This window comes from Paludisphaera soli (genome assembly GCF_011064595.1).
GTDB classification, from domain to species: Bacteria; Planctomycetota; Planctomycetia; order Isosphaerales; family Isosphaeraceae; genus Paludisphaera; species Paludisphaera soli.
The window spans coordinates 521,728-539,430 of the sequence record NZ_JAALJI010000001.1; the positions used below are offsets into that span (position 1 = coordinate 521,728).

The 17,703-nt window shown below is 71.2% G+C and carries 10 protein-coding genes and 1 pseudogene; 4 read left to right on the forward strand and 7 right to left on the reverse strand.

All coding sequences use genetic code 11. The features are described from left to right. Positions 1-169 precede the first annotated feature (169 nt). The 5 genes and pseudogenes from rplS to G6O68_RS01915 form a co-directional block, all read right to left on the reverse strand. Positions 170-511: pseudogene (gene rplS, locus G6O68_RS01895) on the reverse strand (50S ribosomal protein L19); the annotation flags it as partial. Positions 512-608: 97 nt separating this feature from the next. After that, positions 609-1,277: a tRNA (guanosine(37)-N1)-methyltransferase TrmD gene (trmD, locus tag G6O68_RS01900; protein WP_165244190.1), complete on the reverse strand. Its 669-nt coding sequence runs from the start codon at positions 1,275-1,277 to the stop codon at positions 609-611. A gap of 20 nt (positions 1,278-1,297) precedes the next feature. Further along, on the reverse strand, positions 1,298-1,633 hold the full coding sequence (gene rpsP, locus G6O68_RS01905) for a 30S ribosomal protein S16 (RefSeq protein WP_240910949.1): 336 nt from the start codon (positions 1,631-1,633) through the stop codon (positions 1,298-1,300). A 195-nt stretch (positions 1,634-1,828) separates the two neighbouring features. Next, entirely contained in the window at positions 1,829-3,313 is a 1,485-nt protein-coding gene (gene ffh, locus G6O68_RS01910) for a signal recognition particle protein (RefSeq protein WP_165244192.1), read from the reverse strand. Positions 3,314-3,680: 367 nt separating this feature from the next. Then, positions 3,681-5,171 (reverse strand): endo-1,4-beta-xylanase, encoded by a 1,491-nt coding sequence (locus G6O68_RS01915; RefSeq protein ID WP_165244194.1) that lies wholly within the window; start codon positions 5,169-5,171, stop codon positions 3,681-3,683. A 357-nt stretch (positions 5,172-5,528) separates the two neighbouring features. Between G6O68_RS01915 and G6O68_RS01920 the strand changes: the two genes are divergently transcribed. Continuing rightward, a complete protein-coding gene (locus G6O68_RS01920; RefSeq protein ID WP_165244196.1) occupies positions 5,529-6,512 on the forward strand; it encodes a phosphoglycerate dehydrogenase in 984 nt (327 codons plus the stop codon). A 99-nt stretch (positions 6,513-6,611) separates the two neighbouring features. Here the strand turns inward: G6O68_RS01920 and G6O68_RS01925 are convergent, their stop codons facing one another. Together G6O68_RS01925 and G6O68_RS01930 are read right to left on the reverse strand one after the other, a co-directional pair. Beyond that, positions 6,612-6,941: a HesB/IscA family protein gene (locus tag G6O68_RS01925; RefSeq protein WP_165244198.1), complete on the reverse strand. Its 330-nt coding sequence runs from the start codon at positions 6,939-6,941 to the stop codon at positions 6,612-6,614. Positions 6,942-7,040: 99 nt separating this feature from the next. Further along, positions 7,041-8,246 (reverse strand): cysteine desulfurase family protein, encoded by a 1,206-nt coding sequence (locus G6O68_RS01930; RefSeq protein ID WP_165244200.1) that lies wholly within the window; start codon positions 8,244-8,246, stop codon positions 7,041-7,043. Positions 8,247-8,521: 275 nt separating this feature from the next. Here G6O68_RS01930 and G6O68_RS01935 point away from each other — a divergent pair, with 275 nt between their 5' ends. From G6O68_RS01935 to G6O68_RS01945, 3 genes are all read left to right on the forward strand, one after another. Beyond that, complete coding sequence (locus G6O68_RS01935) at positions 8,522-9,238, forward strand: class I SAM-dependent methyltransferase (RefSeq protein WP_206107988.1); 717 nt, start codon at positions 8,522-8,524, stop codon at positions 9,236-9,238. A gap of 178 nt (positions 9,239-9,416) precedes the next feature. After that, positions 9,417-11,123, forward strand: a complete 1,707-nt coding sequence (locus G6O68_RS01940; RefSeq protein WP_165244629.1) for a PfaD family polyunsaturated fatty acid/polyketide biosynthesis protein — start codon at positions 9,417-9,419, stop codon at positions 11,121-11,123. Between the two features lie 88 nt (positions 11,124-11,211). Beyond that, the gene (locus tag G6O68_RS01945) at positions 11,212-17,694 is read left to right on the forward strand and encodes a type I polyketide synthase (protein WP_206107989.1); all 6,483 of its coding nucleotides are present in this window, start codon (positions 11,212-11,214) and stop codon (positions 17,692-17,694) included. Positions 17,695-17,703 lie beyond the last annotated feature (9 nt).

A 17,703-nucleotide genomic window follows, 5' to 3' on the forward strand; every position in this document is an offset into this window, starting at 1 on the left:
CCGCGGCCGCCCGGGGTGGGACGGCCGCGGCGCGGGGGTCAGGTCACTTGCCGGCTTCGGCCTTCGCGGCGGCCTTGGCGTCGGCCTTGGCGGCCTTGGCGGCCACCTTGGCGGCCTTGCGCTCGGCCTTGGCGGCCTTGGCGTCGGCCAGCGCGGCACCGGTGTTGAAGCGCTCCTTGAGGCGGACGGCCTTGCCCGAGCGCTCGCGGAGGAAGTAGAGCTTGGCCCGGCGGACCTTGCCCGACCGCTTGACGACGATGTCGGCGATCCGGGGCGAGTGGATCGGGAACTTCCGCTCCACGCCCTCGCCCTGGACGATCCGGCGGACGACGAACATCTCGCGGGTGCCGCCGCCGGAGCGGGCGATCACCACGCCGTTGAAGATCTGGATGCGCTCCTTGTCGCCTTCCAGGATGCGGACGTGGACGTCCACCGTGTCGCCGATCTCGAACTTGGGCAGCTTCTCTTTCATGCTGCCCTGCTCGACCGCGGTGAGGAATCGATTCTGCATGACTGTGACCTTTCGAGCGGCCCATCCGGCGGGCCGGCGTGCGACGTGCTTTCTTCGTTGTGGGTGTTTCGCGATCGTCTCGGCTCGGGGGCGTCGGTCAGCGACGGTGCTCGCGACGCCAGCGGGCGATGGCCGAGTGGTCTCCGCTCAGCAGGACTTCCGGGACGGCCAGCCCGCGGAACTCGCGGGGGCGGGTGTAGTGGGGGTATTCCAGTCCGCCGTCGGGCCCGAAGGATTCGTCGACGGCGCTCTCGGCGTCGCCGAGGACCCCGGGGACCAGGCGGACGACCGCGTCGATCACGATCATCGCGGCCGGCTCGCCGCCCGAGAGGACGAAGTCCCCGACGGACAGCAGCTCGGGCTCGAGGACCTCGATGATCCGCTCGTCGAACCCCTCGTACCTCCCGCATACCAGCGTCAGACGCCCGGTTCCGGCCAGCTCGGCGGCCCGGGACTGGTCGAACCTCCTCCCCTGGGGGGAGAGGACGATCAGCTCGCCCGGCGGCTCGGCGGCGGCCCGGACGGCCTCGACCGCGGCGACCACGGGGGGGGCCATCAGCACCATCCCGGGGCCTCCCCCGAACGGCCGGTCGTCCACCTGCTTGTGCCTTCCCTCGGCCCAGTCGCGGATGTCCCACAACCGGATCTCGACGAGATCCTTGGCGAGCGCCCGGCCGACGATGCTCTCGCGCAGGAATCCCTCGAACAGGCCGGGGAAGAGCGTGAGGACGTCGATCCGGAGCGGCGGAGGCGAGGCGGGTGGCATGGTCCGGCCCGTTTCGGGGGTCAGGAGGCGGAGGCTTGCGGGGCGGCCTCGGCGGCCGGCTCGGGCGTCACGACGGGCTTGGGCTGGGCCCACGGCTCGCCCGGGGCCGGCTTCACCACCTTGTGCCGGCGGAGGATCGCCGCGACCTTGTCCGAGGGCTGCGCGCCGACGCTCAGCCAGTAGCGGATGCGGTCGGCGTTCAGGACCGTCTGGGTCTCGGGGTTCCGCGACATCGGGTCGTAGTGGCCCAGCTCCTCGATCGAGCGGCCGTCGCGCGGGCTGCGGGCGTCCATGGCGCAGATCCGGAAGAACGGCCTGTGCCTGCGTCCCATCGACTTCATGCGGATACGAACCACTCGCGGTCTCCTCTCGAAAATCCAAAGGTCGCCCGAACGGGCCCCGCCGGAACGGCCGGCGAGGGGCGGGGTCGGGTGATGCAGGGTCCTGCGGGATGTGCCCCGGGGGTCGCCGTGCTCGAAGTCGGCAAGGGCGGGCCGGGGCGGGTTGCTTCCTCGTGTGCGGGGGGGGCGGGGCCTTCGGGCCGTTTCGGCTCAGGCCCCGGGTTGGTCGCGCTGCTCGCGACGCTTCTTGCGGTCTTCCTTCTCGCGTTGCTTGCGGAGCTTCTCGCGCTCCTTGGGGGAGAGCCGCTTGCCGGTGCCGACCTTGGGGGTCATCAGCTTGGCCATCGGGTTGCTGGCCGCGGCCCGACCCAGGCCTGTCATGGCCTTGATCTTGTCGAGCATGCTCATCTGCGACATCTGCTTGACGAACGAGGCCATCGCGTCGAACTGCTTGACCAGCCCGGAGACGTCCGACGGCTCGACGCCGGCCCCGGCGGCGATCCGGCGGCGGCGGCCGATGTCGATCAGGTCGGGCCGGCTCCGCTCGCGGGGGGTCATGCTGTCGATGATGCCCTGGATCCGGCGGATCTCGGAGTCGGCGTCGATGTTCCCCAGGCTCTCGGTCATCTGGCCCATGCCGGGGAACATCCCCATCACGTCCTGGACCGAGCCCATCTTCTTGATCTGGATGATCTGCTTGCGGAAGTCCTCAAGGTCGAACTTCCCCTTCGCCATCTTCTCTTGCTGGATCCGGGCTTCCTCGGCGTCGACCGTGGCCTGCGCGGCCTCGACGAGGCCGACGATGTCGCCCATGCCCAGCATCTGGCCGACGAGCCGCTCCGGGTCGAAGGGCTCGAGCTTGTCGAGCTTCTCCCCCTTGCCGACGAACTTGACGGGGACGCCGGTCACCTTGCGGACCGAGAGCGCGGCGCCGCCGCGGGCGTCGCCGTCGAGCTTGGTGAGGATGACGCCGTCCAGCTCCAGGGCCTTGTTGAACGCGGCGGCCGACGCGACGGCGTCCTGGCCGGTCATCGCGTCGCAAACGAAGTAGACGTGGTGGGGCCGGACCTTCTTCTCGATCTGGACCAGCTCCGCCATCAGCTCGTCGTCGACGTGGAGCCGGCCGGCGGTGTCCAGGATGATCGTGTCGCAGCCCTTGCGGTTGGCCTCGATCACGGCGTTCTGGCAGAGCTTGACCGGGTCGACCCCGACCTCGGAGAAGACGGGGACGCCCACCTGCTCGCCCACGACCTTGAGCTGCTCGACGGCCGCCGGCCGCTGGAGGTCGGCCGCGACGAGCATCGGCCGCCGTTCCTGCGAGAGCAGGAGTCGCGCCAGCTTGCCCGAGGTGGTCGTCTTGCCCGACCCCTGGAGGCCGCAGAGCATGATGACGGTCGGCCCGGTCTTCTCGAACCGGATCGTCGGGTCGGACGGGCCCATCGTCGCGATCATCTCGTCGTGGACGATCTTGACGAGCTGCTGCTCGGGCCGGACCTTCTTGATGACCTCGGCGCCGACCGCCTGCTCCTGGATGCGCGCCATGAAGTCCTGGACGACGTTGAAATTCACGTCGGCTTCCAGCAGGGCCGTGCGCACCTCGCGCAGGCCTTCCTTCATGTTGGCCTCGGTCAAGACGCCGCTGACGCGGAACCGCTTGAAGGCAGAGGAGAGGCGCTTTTGCAGGTCGTCGAACATGACTCGTCGGGTCCACGGGCGGAGGAGGTCGCGAATCGACCACTATACCGCCTCGAAGTCCGCCTGGCAACGCGTTTTCGACCCTCCGACCGGTCTCCCGGTGCGATCCTCAGCATCTCCGGATTTTCCCCTCCCCGACTTCGGTTCCGGTACATCGTCCAGGTAAGGGCTGTTGCGCGCGGGATCGGGCGACGCGGCCGACCGGGACACGCGACTTATGGGGGAAAAGCGCCGAACGAAGCCAATCCCGCCGGTGCGCAAACGGTTTCACGTAATACGGTTAAGGCGGATCATGGGCTCGCGAACGAACCCAATCGGAGCCGATTCCGTGGGCCCGACCGGATTGTCGGGGGCTCTGGGAGGAGGCTCACGTCAGGAGGTCGTCTCGGAGCGTGCGGAGCCGGGCCGCGGCCGGCTTGGGCGAGCCGTCGAGACGATGGAGCCCGCCATGGGGGTAGAGGTGGGGCGTTGCATCCGAGGGCTGGAGCCAGTTTACGGCCCGCACGAAGGGCTTGGCGATCGCCAGCGAGGCCCAACGCGCGGCCCAGTCGGCCTGCGAGGCCTCGGTCGGCGGCTCGGGCCATTGCCAGGTCTCGACCTTGACGTTGGGGTCGGCCTGCGGGTCCGGGGCGGCGGACGAAGGCGCGACGAGCGTGACGTTCAGCGGGACGTTCAGCAGCGAATACAGGTCGAGGAGTCGCGAGAAATCGAACAGGTCGCGGGCGTCGCCGCCGGGGTTCGAGTAGCCCGGGGCGATCTCCAGGCCGATGCTCGAAATCCCCACGTCGGAGCGGATCAGGTAGTCGCACAGGTGGAGCGGGCCGAGCTGGAACCGGCTCGTGCTCATCCATTCCATCCAGGGACGGTCGACGTCCAGGCAGAGTTGGGCCGCGGGGTCGGCCTGGCGGGCGACCTGCAGCGCACGGGCGGTGATGCGGATCTGGTCTTCCTCGCCGAGCCCGAGGACTTCGTGGCCGGCCGGCCGGCCGGCCACGTGCCAGACCCCCACCTTGCCCTTGTAGCGGGTCACGACCTGGCGGACGTAATCGGCGACGAAGCTGCTGATCGTGTCGACGTCGCCGTCCCAGAGCCAGATCCAGTCCGGGAAGGTCCCGGCGCGGAATTCGATCAGCGGGCCGGCCTCGACGTTCAGGCGGTGCTTGCGACACCAGGCGACCTGGGCGTCGAGCAGGTCCCAGCGATACTTCCCCTCGGAAGGGGCCGTCTCGCGCCAGGAGGCCGCGGCCTGGCCCGTGTTCAGCCCGGCGATGAGCTTCGACGGCCCGCCCGCCTTATCGGGGTCGCCGGGCAGGACGCAGCCCAGGCCGGTCGCCAGCCGGCCGGAGACCGCCAGCCGGTTCTGGAGCACTTGGGCGGTGTAGGTCTCGGTCAGCAGGTCGCCGGCCCGGCTCGACGCCTCCAGGCTCTCCTGGGCCGCCGCGGAGCAGGCGACGGGGTCGTCGGCGGCGAGCGCCGCGCGGACGAAAGCGCGACGCGAGGTCCGCAGCAGGTCGCCGAGCGACGAGTCGGTGCGGAGGCCGAGTTGGGTCCAGTCGGCCGCCTGATTGCGGACGTCGTTCAGCCGACCTCGGGCCAGTTCCAGGGCGAGGACGTAGGGGCCGGGACGTTCGCCCAGGGTCGCGGTGCCGACGACGGGCGAGCCGAAACCCGCGATCGGCCAGGGGGTGAACAGTCGGCCGCTCTCGCTGGAGTCGCTCGTGCAGGTCATCAGGCCGTTGCGGAAGTCCAGGCTCAGTCGCCCCGGGGTCCGATCGAGGCCCGTCGTGTACACGCGACGCTGGCTCGCCAGTCGACCGGCCGCCTCATTCGAGGGGAGCTTGAACTTGAGAACCCCCATGCCTTGCGTCCACCCGAGACCTGAGGTCTGCGTTCCTGGGGCCGATCGCGGGAAAGGTCGAAGGCGACCGGGCTCGCACCGCCTCGGGCGTCCCACCTCACGATTACGAAGATATCCGAGCGTCCAGATCTTGAACAGACGGCGACGGCCCCAAGGTTGTTGCGATCGCCGTACCGAAGAGTCTCATTCTTCTTCTGATCTCGAAGATCGTTATCCTGGTCCACTAAGCGTCGACGATTCCAGGCCGGAGACTTGAATTCGCCCGGCCGACGCCCCCCTCTCCACGCCGAGAGAGACGGCACGCACCGGCCGGGGCGCCCCCGGGCCGCGCCGCCCGCCCTGTCACGAGCTCCCGCCATGCCCTCCGTCCTGATCTGTCAGCCCATGCTCCGCGGCCGGGCCGGCCGATTCCGCGACATCCTGATCGAGGCCGGCCTCGACCCCGTCGATGCCGAGGGAGGCAACGCCTTGACCGCCGACGAACTCCGTCGGGCCCTCCCTCGCGTCGAGGCCATGATCGTCGGGGTGGAACGGCTGACCGCCGACGTCCTGGACCACGCCCCGCGGCTCCGCGTCGCGGCGAGGACGGGCGTCGGCCACGATGGGATCGACCTCGCCGCCGCGCGCGAACGCGGGGTCGTGGTCACGATCACGCCGGGGGTGAACCACGAGAGCGTCGCCGAGCACGTTTTCGCCCTGCTGCTCGCCCTGACGCGCGACCTCGAGCGGAACAGCCGCGTGCTCCACGCCGGCGGCTGGGAGCGCCGTGAGGGCGTCCCGATCCGAGGACGCACGCTGGGGATGTATGGATCGGGGCGGATCGCCCGCGCGGTTGCGGTACGCGCGCGGGCCTTCGGGATGCGGGTCGCGGCCCACGACCTCGCGCCGCCGAACGAGTTCGACGTCCGCCACGAGATCGCTCGGGTGACGCCGGAGCAGCTGCTGGCCGTCTCGGACGTGGTCAGCTTGCACGTCCCGCTGACCGACGCGACCCGGGGGCTGGTCGACGCCGGATTTCTGGCCGCGATGAAGCCGGGGGCGTACCTGATCAACACCGCTCGGGGCGGACTCGTGGTCGACGCCGACCTCCGTGCGGCCCTGGATTCGGGGCGCCTCGCCGGGGCCGGGGTGGATGTCTTCCAGCAGGAACCGCCGGGACCGAGCTGTCCGCTGCTGGGCGCCCCGAACCTGATCCTGACGCCGCACGTCGGCGGCGTCGACGCCCTGGCGATCGAGGAGATGGCCGAGACGGCCGCCCGATGCATCGTCGACCTCTACCAGGGCCGATGGCCGGCCCGATGCGTCGTGGACGGATCGCTCCGAGAAGGCTGGAGCTGGTGATCGCAGCTCGGGCCGGACGAAGGCCCGGAAATGACGCGAGCGGGCCCGAGGCCCGCCCGCGTCGCCGCTCCGATTCATGATCCGACCGTTCCGCTCCGATCAGACCTGGAACGAGGAGCCGCAGCCGCAGCTCTTGACTACGTTGGGGTTGTTGAAGACGAACCCGCGCTTCTCCAGGCCGTCGTAGAAGTCGAGGACGGTGCCGTCGAGGTAGGGGTCGAACTTCTTGTCGATCGCGAGCTTGACGCCGAAGTAATCGGCGACGCGGTCGCGCTCGCTCGTGTCGGTGTCGAAGTTCAGGCTGTAGGAAAAGCCGCTGCAGCCGCCGCCCTGGACGCCGATGCGGAGCACGGTCCCCTCGGGAAGGCTCTGGTCGGTGATGATCTTCTTGACTTCGTCGGCCGCCTTCTCGGTCAGCGTCACGCCCATCGCACGATCTCCTTTAATCTTTCGACTCGCCCGGAACGTCTGGGAAACCACTCGGAAGCGGCATGGTTCCGCATGGGGAATCATACCACGAAGTCAACTTCAATGTTGTTCGCCGAACTCGCGAGGCGTCGAAGCCGACCACGCGGCGCTGTGTACCCGAAGCTCGGCCACGGCCCTCGCCACCGCCTCGACGGCGAAATCGATCTCGTCGGCGGTGTTGAACCGACCGACGCCGAACCGGAGGCTGGCCCGCGCCGAATCGTCGTCGCGGCCCATAGCCCGCAGGACGTGGCTGGGCTCGGGCTCGGCCGAGGTGCAGGCCGCGCCCGAGCTGACGGCCACGTCGCGCATCGCCAGCATGAGGGCCTCTCCGTCAACGTAGGCGAAGCTGAGGTTGAGGTTTCCGTCGAGCCGTGCGGCCGGATGGCCGTTGAGCGTCACGTCCTTCACACGCTCGCGGATCCCCGCCTCCAGGCGATCGCGGAGCCCCCGGATCCGAGGCAGATCGGTTTCCCTCTCGCGAATCGCCAACTCCAGTGCGACGCCGAGCCCCACGATCAAGGGGACGGCCGGCGTGCCGCTCCTCAGCCCACGCTCATGGCCGCCGCCGTCGAACAACGGCCGGAGCCGCACCTGGGGATCGCGGCGACGGACGTACAGAACGCCGACGCCCTTGGGTCCGTAGAGTTTATGGCCCGAGAGGCTCAGCAGGTCGATGTGGTCCGCCCGAACGTCGAGGTCGAGCTTCCCCACCGCCTGGGTGGCGTCGGTGTGGAAGAGGACGCCGCGGTCGTGACAAAGTGAGCCGATCTCCCGGATCGGGTTGATCGTCCCCACCTCGTTGTTGGCCGCGATGACCGAGACGAGTACGGTTTCGGGGCGTAGGGCCTCGCGGACGGCCTCGACGTCCACGCGTCCGAACTCGTCGCAAGGGACGAGCGTGAGCTTCCAGCGCTCCTCGCGCTCCAGCCTCTGGACCACGTCCAGGACCGACTTGTGCTCGACGGTCGTCGCGACCAGGTGGTCGCCGCGACGCCGGAGCGCCGGCAGGGCCCCCTTGATCGCCAGGTTGTTGGACTCGGTCGCGCCTGAGGTGAAGACGATCTCGCGCGACTCGGCCCCCAGGGCCGTCGCGACCTGCTCCCGGGCCCGATCCAGGGCCTCGGCGGCGTCCCAGCCGAATCGGTGGGAGACGCTCGCCGCATTGCCGTAAATCTCGGTGAGATAAGGCATCATGGCCTCGACCACCCGGGGGTCGGGCTTGGTGGTCGAGTGGTTGTCGAGATAGACGGCCGGCCTGGACACGGGAGGGGACCTCGCCCGACGAGGATTTTTCGCACCTTATTCTGCACAATTTATCTTACCGGGCGTGTGGGCCGGGATCAAGCGAGCCTGACTCGCGGGCCGCCGTCACGTTCGGAGTCGCTTCCGGCGAGGATTCCGGGTTGCGGCGATTTCGGGTCCGGGGTAGAACGCCGGGCGCCACGTAGCGCGAGGCGGCCGGCGGGGAGTCGGCCGCCCGGCGCCCATCAGGGATGACGAACAACTCGCACACGAGCCGGGCACGGCGGGAGGCCGAGGTGGCGTACGACAAGAAGCAGGCGACGGAGGAGTTCGGCCGCTGGAGCGAGAGCTATGATCGCAGCGTGCTGCAGTGGCTCCTCTTCGGCCCCTCGCATCGCGCCTTGATCCGCCGGATCGGGGCGGTCGCCGAGGGCCGGCCGATCTCGATCCTGGACGTGGGATGCGGCACGGGGGTCTTCGCCTCGCGGGTCCGCACGGCTTTGCCCGAGTCGCGGGTGGTCGGGGTCGACCTCGTCTCCGGCATGCTGACGCAGGGGGCTCATCGCTGGCGGGCGTTGTCGGAAGCGGTCCACCCCGTGCAGGGGGACAGCGAGAGGCTCCCCTTCGCGTCCGGGTCGTTCGACTTCGTCACCTGCGCCAACAGCTTCCACCACTACCCGAATCAGGAGGGGGCGGCGGCCGAGATGCACCGCGTCCTCAAGCCCGGGGGCCGGTTGCTCCTCATCGACGGCTACCGGGACGCCCCCTGGGGCTGGTTCATCTACGACGTCTGCGTGACGTACCGCGAGGGGAACGTCCACCACGCCTCCGCGAGGCGGTTCCGCGAGATCCTCGACCGGGCGGGCTTCCAGGCCGTCGCCCAGAGCGTCCATCGCGGCCCGGCCCCGTTCATCCTGAACGAGGCGATCGCGGCCGAGCCCACCCCGCTGTACCCGGCCCCGCACTTCAACCTCCGGGTGCCGTCCGCGATCGCGCGGGAGGCCGAAGTCTGAGCGACGTCGAGACCTCCGCTTTGCCGGCCAGATCGGTTTAAGACGCCATGTGGGCCCGTCGAGGCGAGATTCGACGGGCCCGCGGTCGTATAGGGAGACGTCCCACCAGCCATCAAGGCGGCGAATGTCCCCTGTCGTCGCGTCCCGCGCGGTGGTATATCTGCTCGTTTCCTTGATGATGCGGACGTGCCCAGACGACGGCCCGCGAGGAACGCCGCCCCATCCGGACGCGGGCCCTCGCGACGGCCCCCGGCCGGCGTTCGGCCCGGCCGACGTGGCGTCGCATCGCGGAAGGCGGAGCAGGATCGTGCAGCGCGTCGAGACAGTTCGCGAGGCTTGGGAGGAGGCGCTCGGCCGGGTCGGCCGGGGCCTGCACGTCGCGATCGAGGACGACGGGTCCCCCCGGATCGTCGAGGCTCCGGGGCGCGACTCAAACGACCGCGCCGCGTTCGTCCCCCCCTTTCCGATCGACCGCCTCGGCGACGCCTCGTTCCGCGCGGCCCACGGCGTCCGCTACGCCTGCATCGCCGGCGCGATGGCCAACGGGATCGCCTCGGTCGAACTCGTCGAGGCGATGGGCCGGGCCGGCATGCTCGGGATTTTCGGGGCCGCCGGGCTTGGCCTGGACGCCGTCGAAAAGGCCGTCGACCGAATCCAGGGCTCTTTGGGGGATAAAGCCCCATACGGCTTCAACTTGATCCACAGCCCGCACGAGCCGGCGATCGAGTCGGCTGTGGTGGACCTCTACCTTCGAAGGAAAGTCCGGCTGGTGGAGGCTTCCGCCTTCTTGAGCCTGACGCCGACGGTGGTCCGCTATCGCGTCTCGGGGATCCACCGCGACGAGCGGGGCCGCGTGGTCGCCCCGAATCGGCTCATCGCCAAGGCTTCCCGCGTCGAGGTCGCCCAGCGCTTCCTGGCCCCGCCGCCCGAGAAGATCCTGCGGGCGCTCGTGGAGCAGGGTGCGATCGACGCCGACCAGGCCGCGATGGCCGAGACCATCCCGATGGCCGAGGACCTCACGGCCGAGGCCGATTCCGGCGGCCACACCGACAACCAACCCCTGGTCGTCCTCCTGCCGACGTTCCTGGCCCTCCGCGATCGACTCGCCGCGCAGCACGGCTACGATCGGCCCCTGCGGGTCGGCGCCGCGGGGGGGATCTCGACCCCCTGGGCCGCGGCGGGGGCCCTGGCGATGGGCGCGGGATACCTGGTGACCGGGTCGGTCAATCAGGCCTGCGTCGAGGCCGGCACGTCCGACGTCGTCAGAACGATGCTCGCCCAGGCCCAGCAGGCCGACATCGCGATGGCGCCCGCCGCCGACATGTTCGAGATGGGGGTCAAGGTGCAGGTCCTCAAGCGAGGGACCATGTTCGCCATGCGGGCCGCCAAGCTCTACGAGTACTATCGGGCTTACGACCGGCTGGAGTCGATCCCCGACGCCGACCGGGCGACGCTGGAGAAGACCATCTTCCGCACCCCCCTGCCCGATGTCTGGGAGCAGACCCGGGCGTTCTTCGCCCGCCGCGACCCTACCCAGATCGCCAAGGCCGAGGCCGACGCCAAGTACAAAATGGCCCTGGTCTTCCGCTGGTATCTGGGCCAGTCGTCGCACTGGGCCAACGTCGGCGAGCCCTCGCGAGTGGTCGACTACCAGATCTGGTGCGGGCCGGCCATGGCGGCCTTCAACGACTGGACGCGGGGCACGTTCCTGGAGAAGCCCGAGAATCGCCGCGCGGCAGACGTCGCCTTGAACATCCTCCACAACGCGGCCGTCCTGCTGCGGGCCCGGACGGCGGCCATGCAAGGCGTCGTCCCCCCCGACGGTTCCCCCCGATTGGCCCCCCGGCCGCGTGATGAGATTGAGAAGATGGGATCGGATCTTTAACATGGTGGGTCGACCTCGCCCCCACTGAAGCGCCCGGACGACCGAGACCTCCCACCCGGCCCGCATCGACGCTCGAAAGGGAAGTGACTTGAATCAGGCCGATCCCCCGCCTCCCGTCCCGGTGGCCATCATCGGGATGGGTTGCCTGTTCCCGATGGCGGAAGACCTGGAGCGCTTCTGGTCCAACATCCGCGACCGCCTGGACGCCATCGTCGACGTCCCGGAGACCCACTGGCGTCCCGAGGACTACTTCGACGCCGACCCCAAGGCGGCCGACCGCACCTACGCGCATCGGGGCGGCTTCCTCTCGCCGGTCGACTTCCCGCTGCTGGATTTCGGCGTGGCGCCGAACGCCGTGGAGGCGACCGACACGACCCAGCTCCTGGGGCTCCTCGTGGCTCGGAAGGCGCTCGAGGACGCCGGTTACGGCGCGGGGGGCCGCGAGCTGGCCCGCGATCGCGCCAGCGTCATCCTGGGCGTGACCGGGACGCTGGAGTTGGTCATCCCCCTGGGCGCGCGGCTCGGACACCCGATCTGGCGACGCGCGCTGGCCGAGGCGGGGGTCGAATCCGGCACGGCCGAGGACGTCGTCCGGCGGATCGCCGACTCCTACGTCGGCTGGCAGGAGGCCTCGTTCCCCGGCCTTCTGGGGAACGTCGCGGCCGGGCGGATCGCCAACAGGCTGGACCTCGGCGGCTCGAACTGCGTGGTGGACGCCGCCTGCGCCAGCTCGCTCGGCGCGGTGAACCTGGCGCTGCACGAGCTGGCCTCGGGCCGCTGCGACGTCGCCCTGTCCGGCGGGCTCGACACCTTCAACGACATCTTCATGTACATGTGCTTCAGCAAGACCCCGGCGCTCTCGCCGACGGGCGACGCGAAGCCCTTCGCCGCCGACGGCGACGGCACGATCCTGGGCGAAGGGCTGGGGATGCTGGTGCTGAAGCGGCTGGCCGACGCTGAGCGCGACGGCGACCGGATCTACGCCGTGATCCGATCCATGGGCTCGTCCAGCGACGGCGGCGGCCAGGCGATCTACGCCCCCAAGGCGGCCGGGCAGGTCAAGGCGCTGCGGCGGGCCTACGAGCAGGCCGGGATCGCGCCGGAGACCATCGGCCTGATCGAGGCCCACGGCACGGGGACCCGCGTCGGCGACGGCATCGAGGTCCAGGCGCTGGAGGAGGTCTTCCGGGGCGCGGGGGCGGCGGCCCGGTCGTGCGCCCTGGGCTCGGTGAAGTCCCAGATCGGCCACACCAAGGCGGCGGCGGGCGCGGCGGGGCTCGTGAAGGCGGCCCTGGCGTTGCACCATAAGGTCCTGCCGCCGACCATCAAGGTCGAGCGGCCGATCGACCTCCTGGAGGCCGAGGACTCGCCGTTCTACGTCAACACCGACAGCCGACCCTGGGTGGGCGCCGCCAGCTCCCCTCGACGCGCGGCCGTGAGCGCCTTCGGTTTCGGCGGCAGCAATTTCCACTGCGTGTTGGAGGAGGCCCGGCCCGATCGCCCGGCCGTCGATTGGGGCGGCGACGTGCAGCTCCTCGCCTACTCCGCCGACGACGCCGCGAGCCTGGGCGAAGCCCTCCCAGGCTGGAACCACGGGACGTCCTGGGCCGACGTCCGTTCCGAAGGCGCGCGCAGCCGCTCGGCGTTCCGCGTCGACCGCCCGCTTCGGCTCCTGGTCGTGGCGCGTCGCGGAGAGACGCCCCCGGCCGCCCTGATCGCCGAGGCCAGGGAACGCCTCGCCGGCGCGTCCGCCCGCCCCTCGAAGCGCGTCCTCGTGGGTCGCGGCGAACCCGCCGGGAAGCTGGCCTTCCTCTTCCCCGGGCAGGGATCGCAGTACGTCGGGATGGGTCGCGACCTGGCCTGCCGGTTCCCCCGGATGCTCGCCGCGCTCGAGTCGGCCGACCGCGAGACCGCCTCGCGGCTGGGCGATCGCCTCAGCGGCCGGATCTATCCTCCACCGAGCTTCTCCGACGAGGCCCGGCGACGCGACGACGAGGCCCTTCGCGACACCCGGGTCGCCCAGCCGGCCATCGGGGCGATCTCGCTGGGCCTGCTCGGCATCCTGGAAGACTTCGGGGTGAAGGCCGACATGACCGCCGGCCACAGCTTCGGCGAGCTGTCCGCGCTCCACGCCTCGGGGCGGATCGACGCCCCGACGATGCTGCGGCTCGCCGCCGAACGCGGGACGCTGATGGGCCGCCGCGACGGCCGCGACGCCGGCGCGATGCTGGCCGCCTTCGCGGCTGCCGACCAGCTCGACGCGATCCTCCGCGAGCACGCGCTCGACGTCGTGATCGCCAACAAGAACTCCCCGCTCCAGTGCGTGCTCTCCGGCCCCGAGGCCGAGATCGAGCGGGCCGAGGAGGTGCTCCGCGCGGCCCGGATCGGCGCCAAGCGGCTCCCGGTGTCGGCCGCCTTCCACAGCCGCTTCGTCTCCGAAGCGAGCCGGCCGTTCCGCGAGGCCCTCGCGGGCGAGACGTTCGCGGAGCCGGCCTCGCCCACCTTCGCCAACTCGACCGGCGAACCGTACCCGGCCGCGCCCGACGGGGCCCGCGACCTCCTCGCGGGACAGCTCGCCCGGCCCGTCGAGTTCGTCGCGATGATCGAGGCGATGCATCGCGACGGGGCGAGGGTTTTCCTCGAGGTCGGGCCGGATGCCAGGCTCAGCTCGCTCGTCGCCTCGATCCTGACCGGCAAGGAGCACGTCGCCGCGGCCGTCGACTCGCCCCGCGACGAGGCGAACGGCCTCGTGGGCCTGGCCACGGCGCTCGCGACCGTCGCCGCTTCCGGTCGTCCCGTCGACCTCGCCCGGTGGGACGAAGGATTCGCCCCTTCGGCTCCGGCCGGTAAGCGCGCCGGCCTCACCGTGCTGGTCTGCGGCGCCCACCCGGCTCCCCGACGCAAGCCGGAGCCCGCCCGGACCGAATCAAAGCCCGCCCCCCGCCCCGAGCCGGTCGCGACGGCGACTCCGAGGCCCGTCGACCGCACGTCGCCGAGGAACGCGCCGCCCGCGGAGCCGCCGGCGGCCCGGAAAACCCCGCCACGCCCCACCTTCGAGCGCCCCATGAACGCCCCCGACCGTCTCCCCGCCGCCTCGACGAACGGCAACGGCAACGGACACGCCCACGATCTGGCCCCGACGTTCGCCGTCGAGCCCCGGCGTCCGGATCGACACTCGGCCCCCTCTCCCGGCGTCGACTCGGCGCTCCAGCAGACCCAGGATCACCTGGTCGCTCTCCAGCAACTGGCCCAGCAGACGGCTCGCCTGCATCAGCAGTTCCTGGAAGGCCAGGAAACCGCCCAGCGGACCTTCCAGACGCTGCTGGAGCAGCAGCTCCGCCTGGCCGCCGGCGCGCCGGCGTCGGTGGCCGCCTCGGTCGCCCCGCCTCGCGCCGTCGAGGCCGCGGCCCCGGCCCCCCCTCCAGCCCCGGTCGTCGCGCCCAGGAGCGCCGTCGCACCCCGTCCCGAACCTCCGAAGGTCGAGGCCGTCCGGCCTGCGCCCCGGGCCTTCGCGCCCGCCCCCGCCCCGCTCCCAGCCGCCCCCGAACGGGCGACGGTGGACGCCTCGCCGGTGTCGGGGGTTCTGCTGGCGGTGGTGTCGGAGAAGACGGGGTATCCGGCGGAGATGCTGGAGCTGGACATGCGGCTGGACGCCGACCTGGGGATCGACTCGATCAAGCGGGTCGAGATCCTGTCGGCGCTGCAGGACCGGCTGCCGGAGGCCCCGGCGATCGGGCCCGACCAGCTGGGCTCGATCCACTCGCTCCGCGACATCGTCGCCTTCCTCGGCGCGGGGCCCGCCGCCCCGGCACCGGCACCGGCCGTCGTCCCGGCTTCGGCCGGGCCTGACGTGTCGGGGGTTCTGCTGGCGGTGGTGTCGGAGAAGACGGGGTATCCGGCGGAGATGCTGGAGCTGGACATGCGGCTGGACGCCGACCTGGGGATCGACTCGATCAAGCGGGTCGAGATCCTGTCGGCGCTGCAGGACCGGCTGCCGGAGGCCCCGGCGATCGGGCCCGACCAGCTGGGCTCGATCCACTCGCTCCGCGACATCGTCGCCTTCCTCGGCGCGGGGGCCGCCGCCCCGGCACCGGCCCCGGCCGCAACTCCGGCCGTCGACCTGCCCGCGAAAGTCGCGCCCGCGCAGGTCCGCCTCGAACGGTTGACGCCGCGGCCTCGCGCCCTGCCCGAGCCGGACCGCCGCGAGACCCTCGCCTTCGCGCCGGGGGCGGAGGTCTGGATCACGGACGAAGGCTCGGCCCTGACGCCGGCGATCCAGGCCGCGCTCGACGAGCGCGGATTCCAGACGCGGGTCGTCGAGGCCGACGAGGCGGGCGCGGGCCTTCCCTCCGGTGCGCCGGACGCCTTGATCGTCGCGGCGCCGCTTGCGGGCCTGGACTCGACCGCTTTGAAGCGGGCGTTCCGACTAATCCGGGCCGTCGGTCCTCGGCTGCGGGGACGCACGCCCTCCGCCTTGCTGACCGTATCGCGGCTCGACGGGCGATTCGGGCTCGACGGGCTCGACCCGGCGATCGACCCGGTCGCCGGCGGCCTCGCGGGCCTCGCGAAGACCGCCGCCCACGAGTGGCCCGAGGTGAGCTGCAAGGCCCTGGATCTGGCGGGCGATCTTGCGGACGTCGATCTCGCCGCGGCGCGGCTCGTCGACGAATTGACGCGGCGCGGCCCGGTCGAGGTCGGGATTTCGGCGTCCGGGGTCGTGGAGCTGGCGCTCGAGCGGGCCGAATGGACGTCGGGGAACCACCGCCGCCGGCCGGTCCTGGATCGCGGCGATCTGGTCGTGATCACCGGCGGGGCGCGGGGCATCGCCGCCGAGGCGGCCGTCGCCCTGGCTCGCTCCTATCGGCCGACGCTCCTGCTCCTCGGCCGGACCGCGGCCCCGAACGGGCCCGAGCCCTCCTGGCTCTCCGGGGCGGCCGACGAGGCGGCCGTACGAGCGGCGATCCTCCGGAACGCCCACGAACCGACGACTCCGCAGAAGGTCAACGAACAGGCCCGCGAGGTGCTCGCGCGTCGCGAGATCGAGGAGACCCTGAGGAGGGTCCGCGACGCCGGCGGGGAGGCGATCTACGAGGCGGTCGACGTCCGCGATCGCGCGGCGGTCCGGCGAGCGATCGATCGCGTCGCCGAAGTCCACGGGCCGGTGCGGGGCCTCTTCCACGCCGCCGGCGTCCTGGCCGATCGCCGCATCGAGGACCAGACCGACGCCCAGTTCGACCTGGTCTACGACACCAAGATCGAGGGCCTGGCCGCCGTCTTCGAAGCGATCGATCCGGCGGGGCTTCGGACCCTCGTCCTCTTCTCATCCTCCACGGCGCGCTTCGGCCGCCTGGGCCAGGTGGCATATGCGGCGGCCAACGAGGTGCTCAACAAGTGGGCCCAGGTCCAGGCGAGACGACTGCCGGACTGCCGGGTCGTCGCGTTCAACTGGGGCCCCTGGGAAGGGGGCATGGTCACCCCTTCGCTCCGCGGGGTCTTCGAAAGCGAGGGCGTGGGCCTGATCCCCATGGCCGAGGGGGCCGAACTCGTCGCCCGCGAGATCCAGGAGTCGCGCGAGAACCCCGTCGAGGTCGTGGTCCTGGCCGACCCGCCCCGGGGCGCGTCGGGGCCGTCGCCCTCCTCGCCGGCCGAGGCTCGCGATGAGGACCTGGTGCAGGCCGACGGATTCGACGCCGACCTGCGCCCGGCCTTCGAGAGGCTCGTCGACGTCCAGGCGTTCCCGGTCCTCCGATCCCACGTGATCGACGGCCACGCGGTCCTGCCGATGTCTCTGATCATGGAATGGCTCTGCGAGGCCGCCGTGCACCGGCACCCGGGCCTGGTCGTCGAAGGGCTGGACGACCTCCGGCTGTTCAAGGGGGTCGTGCTCCGCGACCATCATCCCGCGCCGGTGTCGCTGCGGGCGGGGAAGGGAGAGCGTCGCGGCGGATCGCTGGTCGTCCCGGTGGAGATGCGCGGGTCGCTCGGCCAGGGACGCGAGATCGTCCATGCCCGGGCCCTCGTCTCGCTGGTCGACCACCACTCCGAGGGGATGCCGGCCCTGAACAAGCCTACGCGAACCGATCTGGACGCCGATCGCGAGGGCATCTACGAACAGATCCTCTTCCACGGCCCGGCGATGCAGGCGGTCGAGAGGTTGGAGGGCTGCGACGACCGAATGATCGCCGCCTGGGTCTCCACGGCGCCTTCGCCGGCTAAGTGGGTCGCGAAGCCCCTCCGTCGCGAGTGGCTCACCGACCCGCTGGCCGTCGACGCGGCGTTCCAGCTGATGATCCTCTGGAGCCGCTGGACGCGGGAGGCCAATTCGCTGCCGACCGCGGTCGGCTCGTATCGCCAGTTCCGCCGCCGATTCCCCACCGATGGGGTTCGCGTCGTCCTGGCCGTGCATCAGGCGAGCGACCATCGCGCGACGGCGGACGTGGAGTTCCTCGACGCCGACGGCGGGCTGGTCGCCCGGATCGAAGGCTACGAGTGCGTCATCGACCCCGCCCTGAACCAGGCCTTCCGGCGCAATCGGCTGCCGCATCCCCGGGCGGCCGCGAACCCGCGATGACCATGCGAC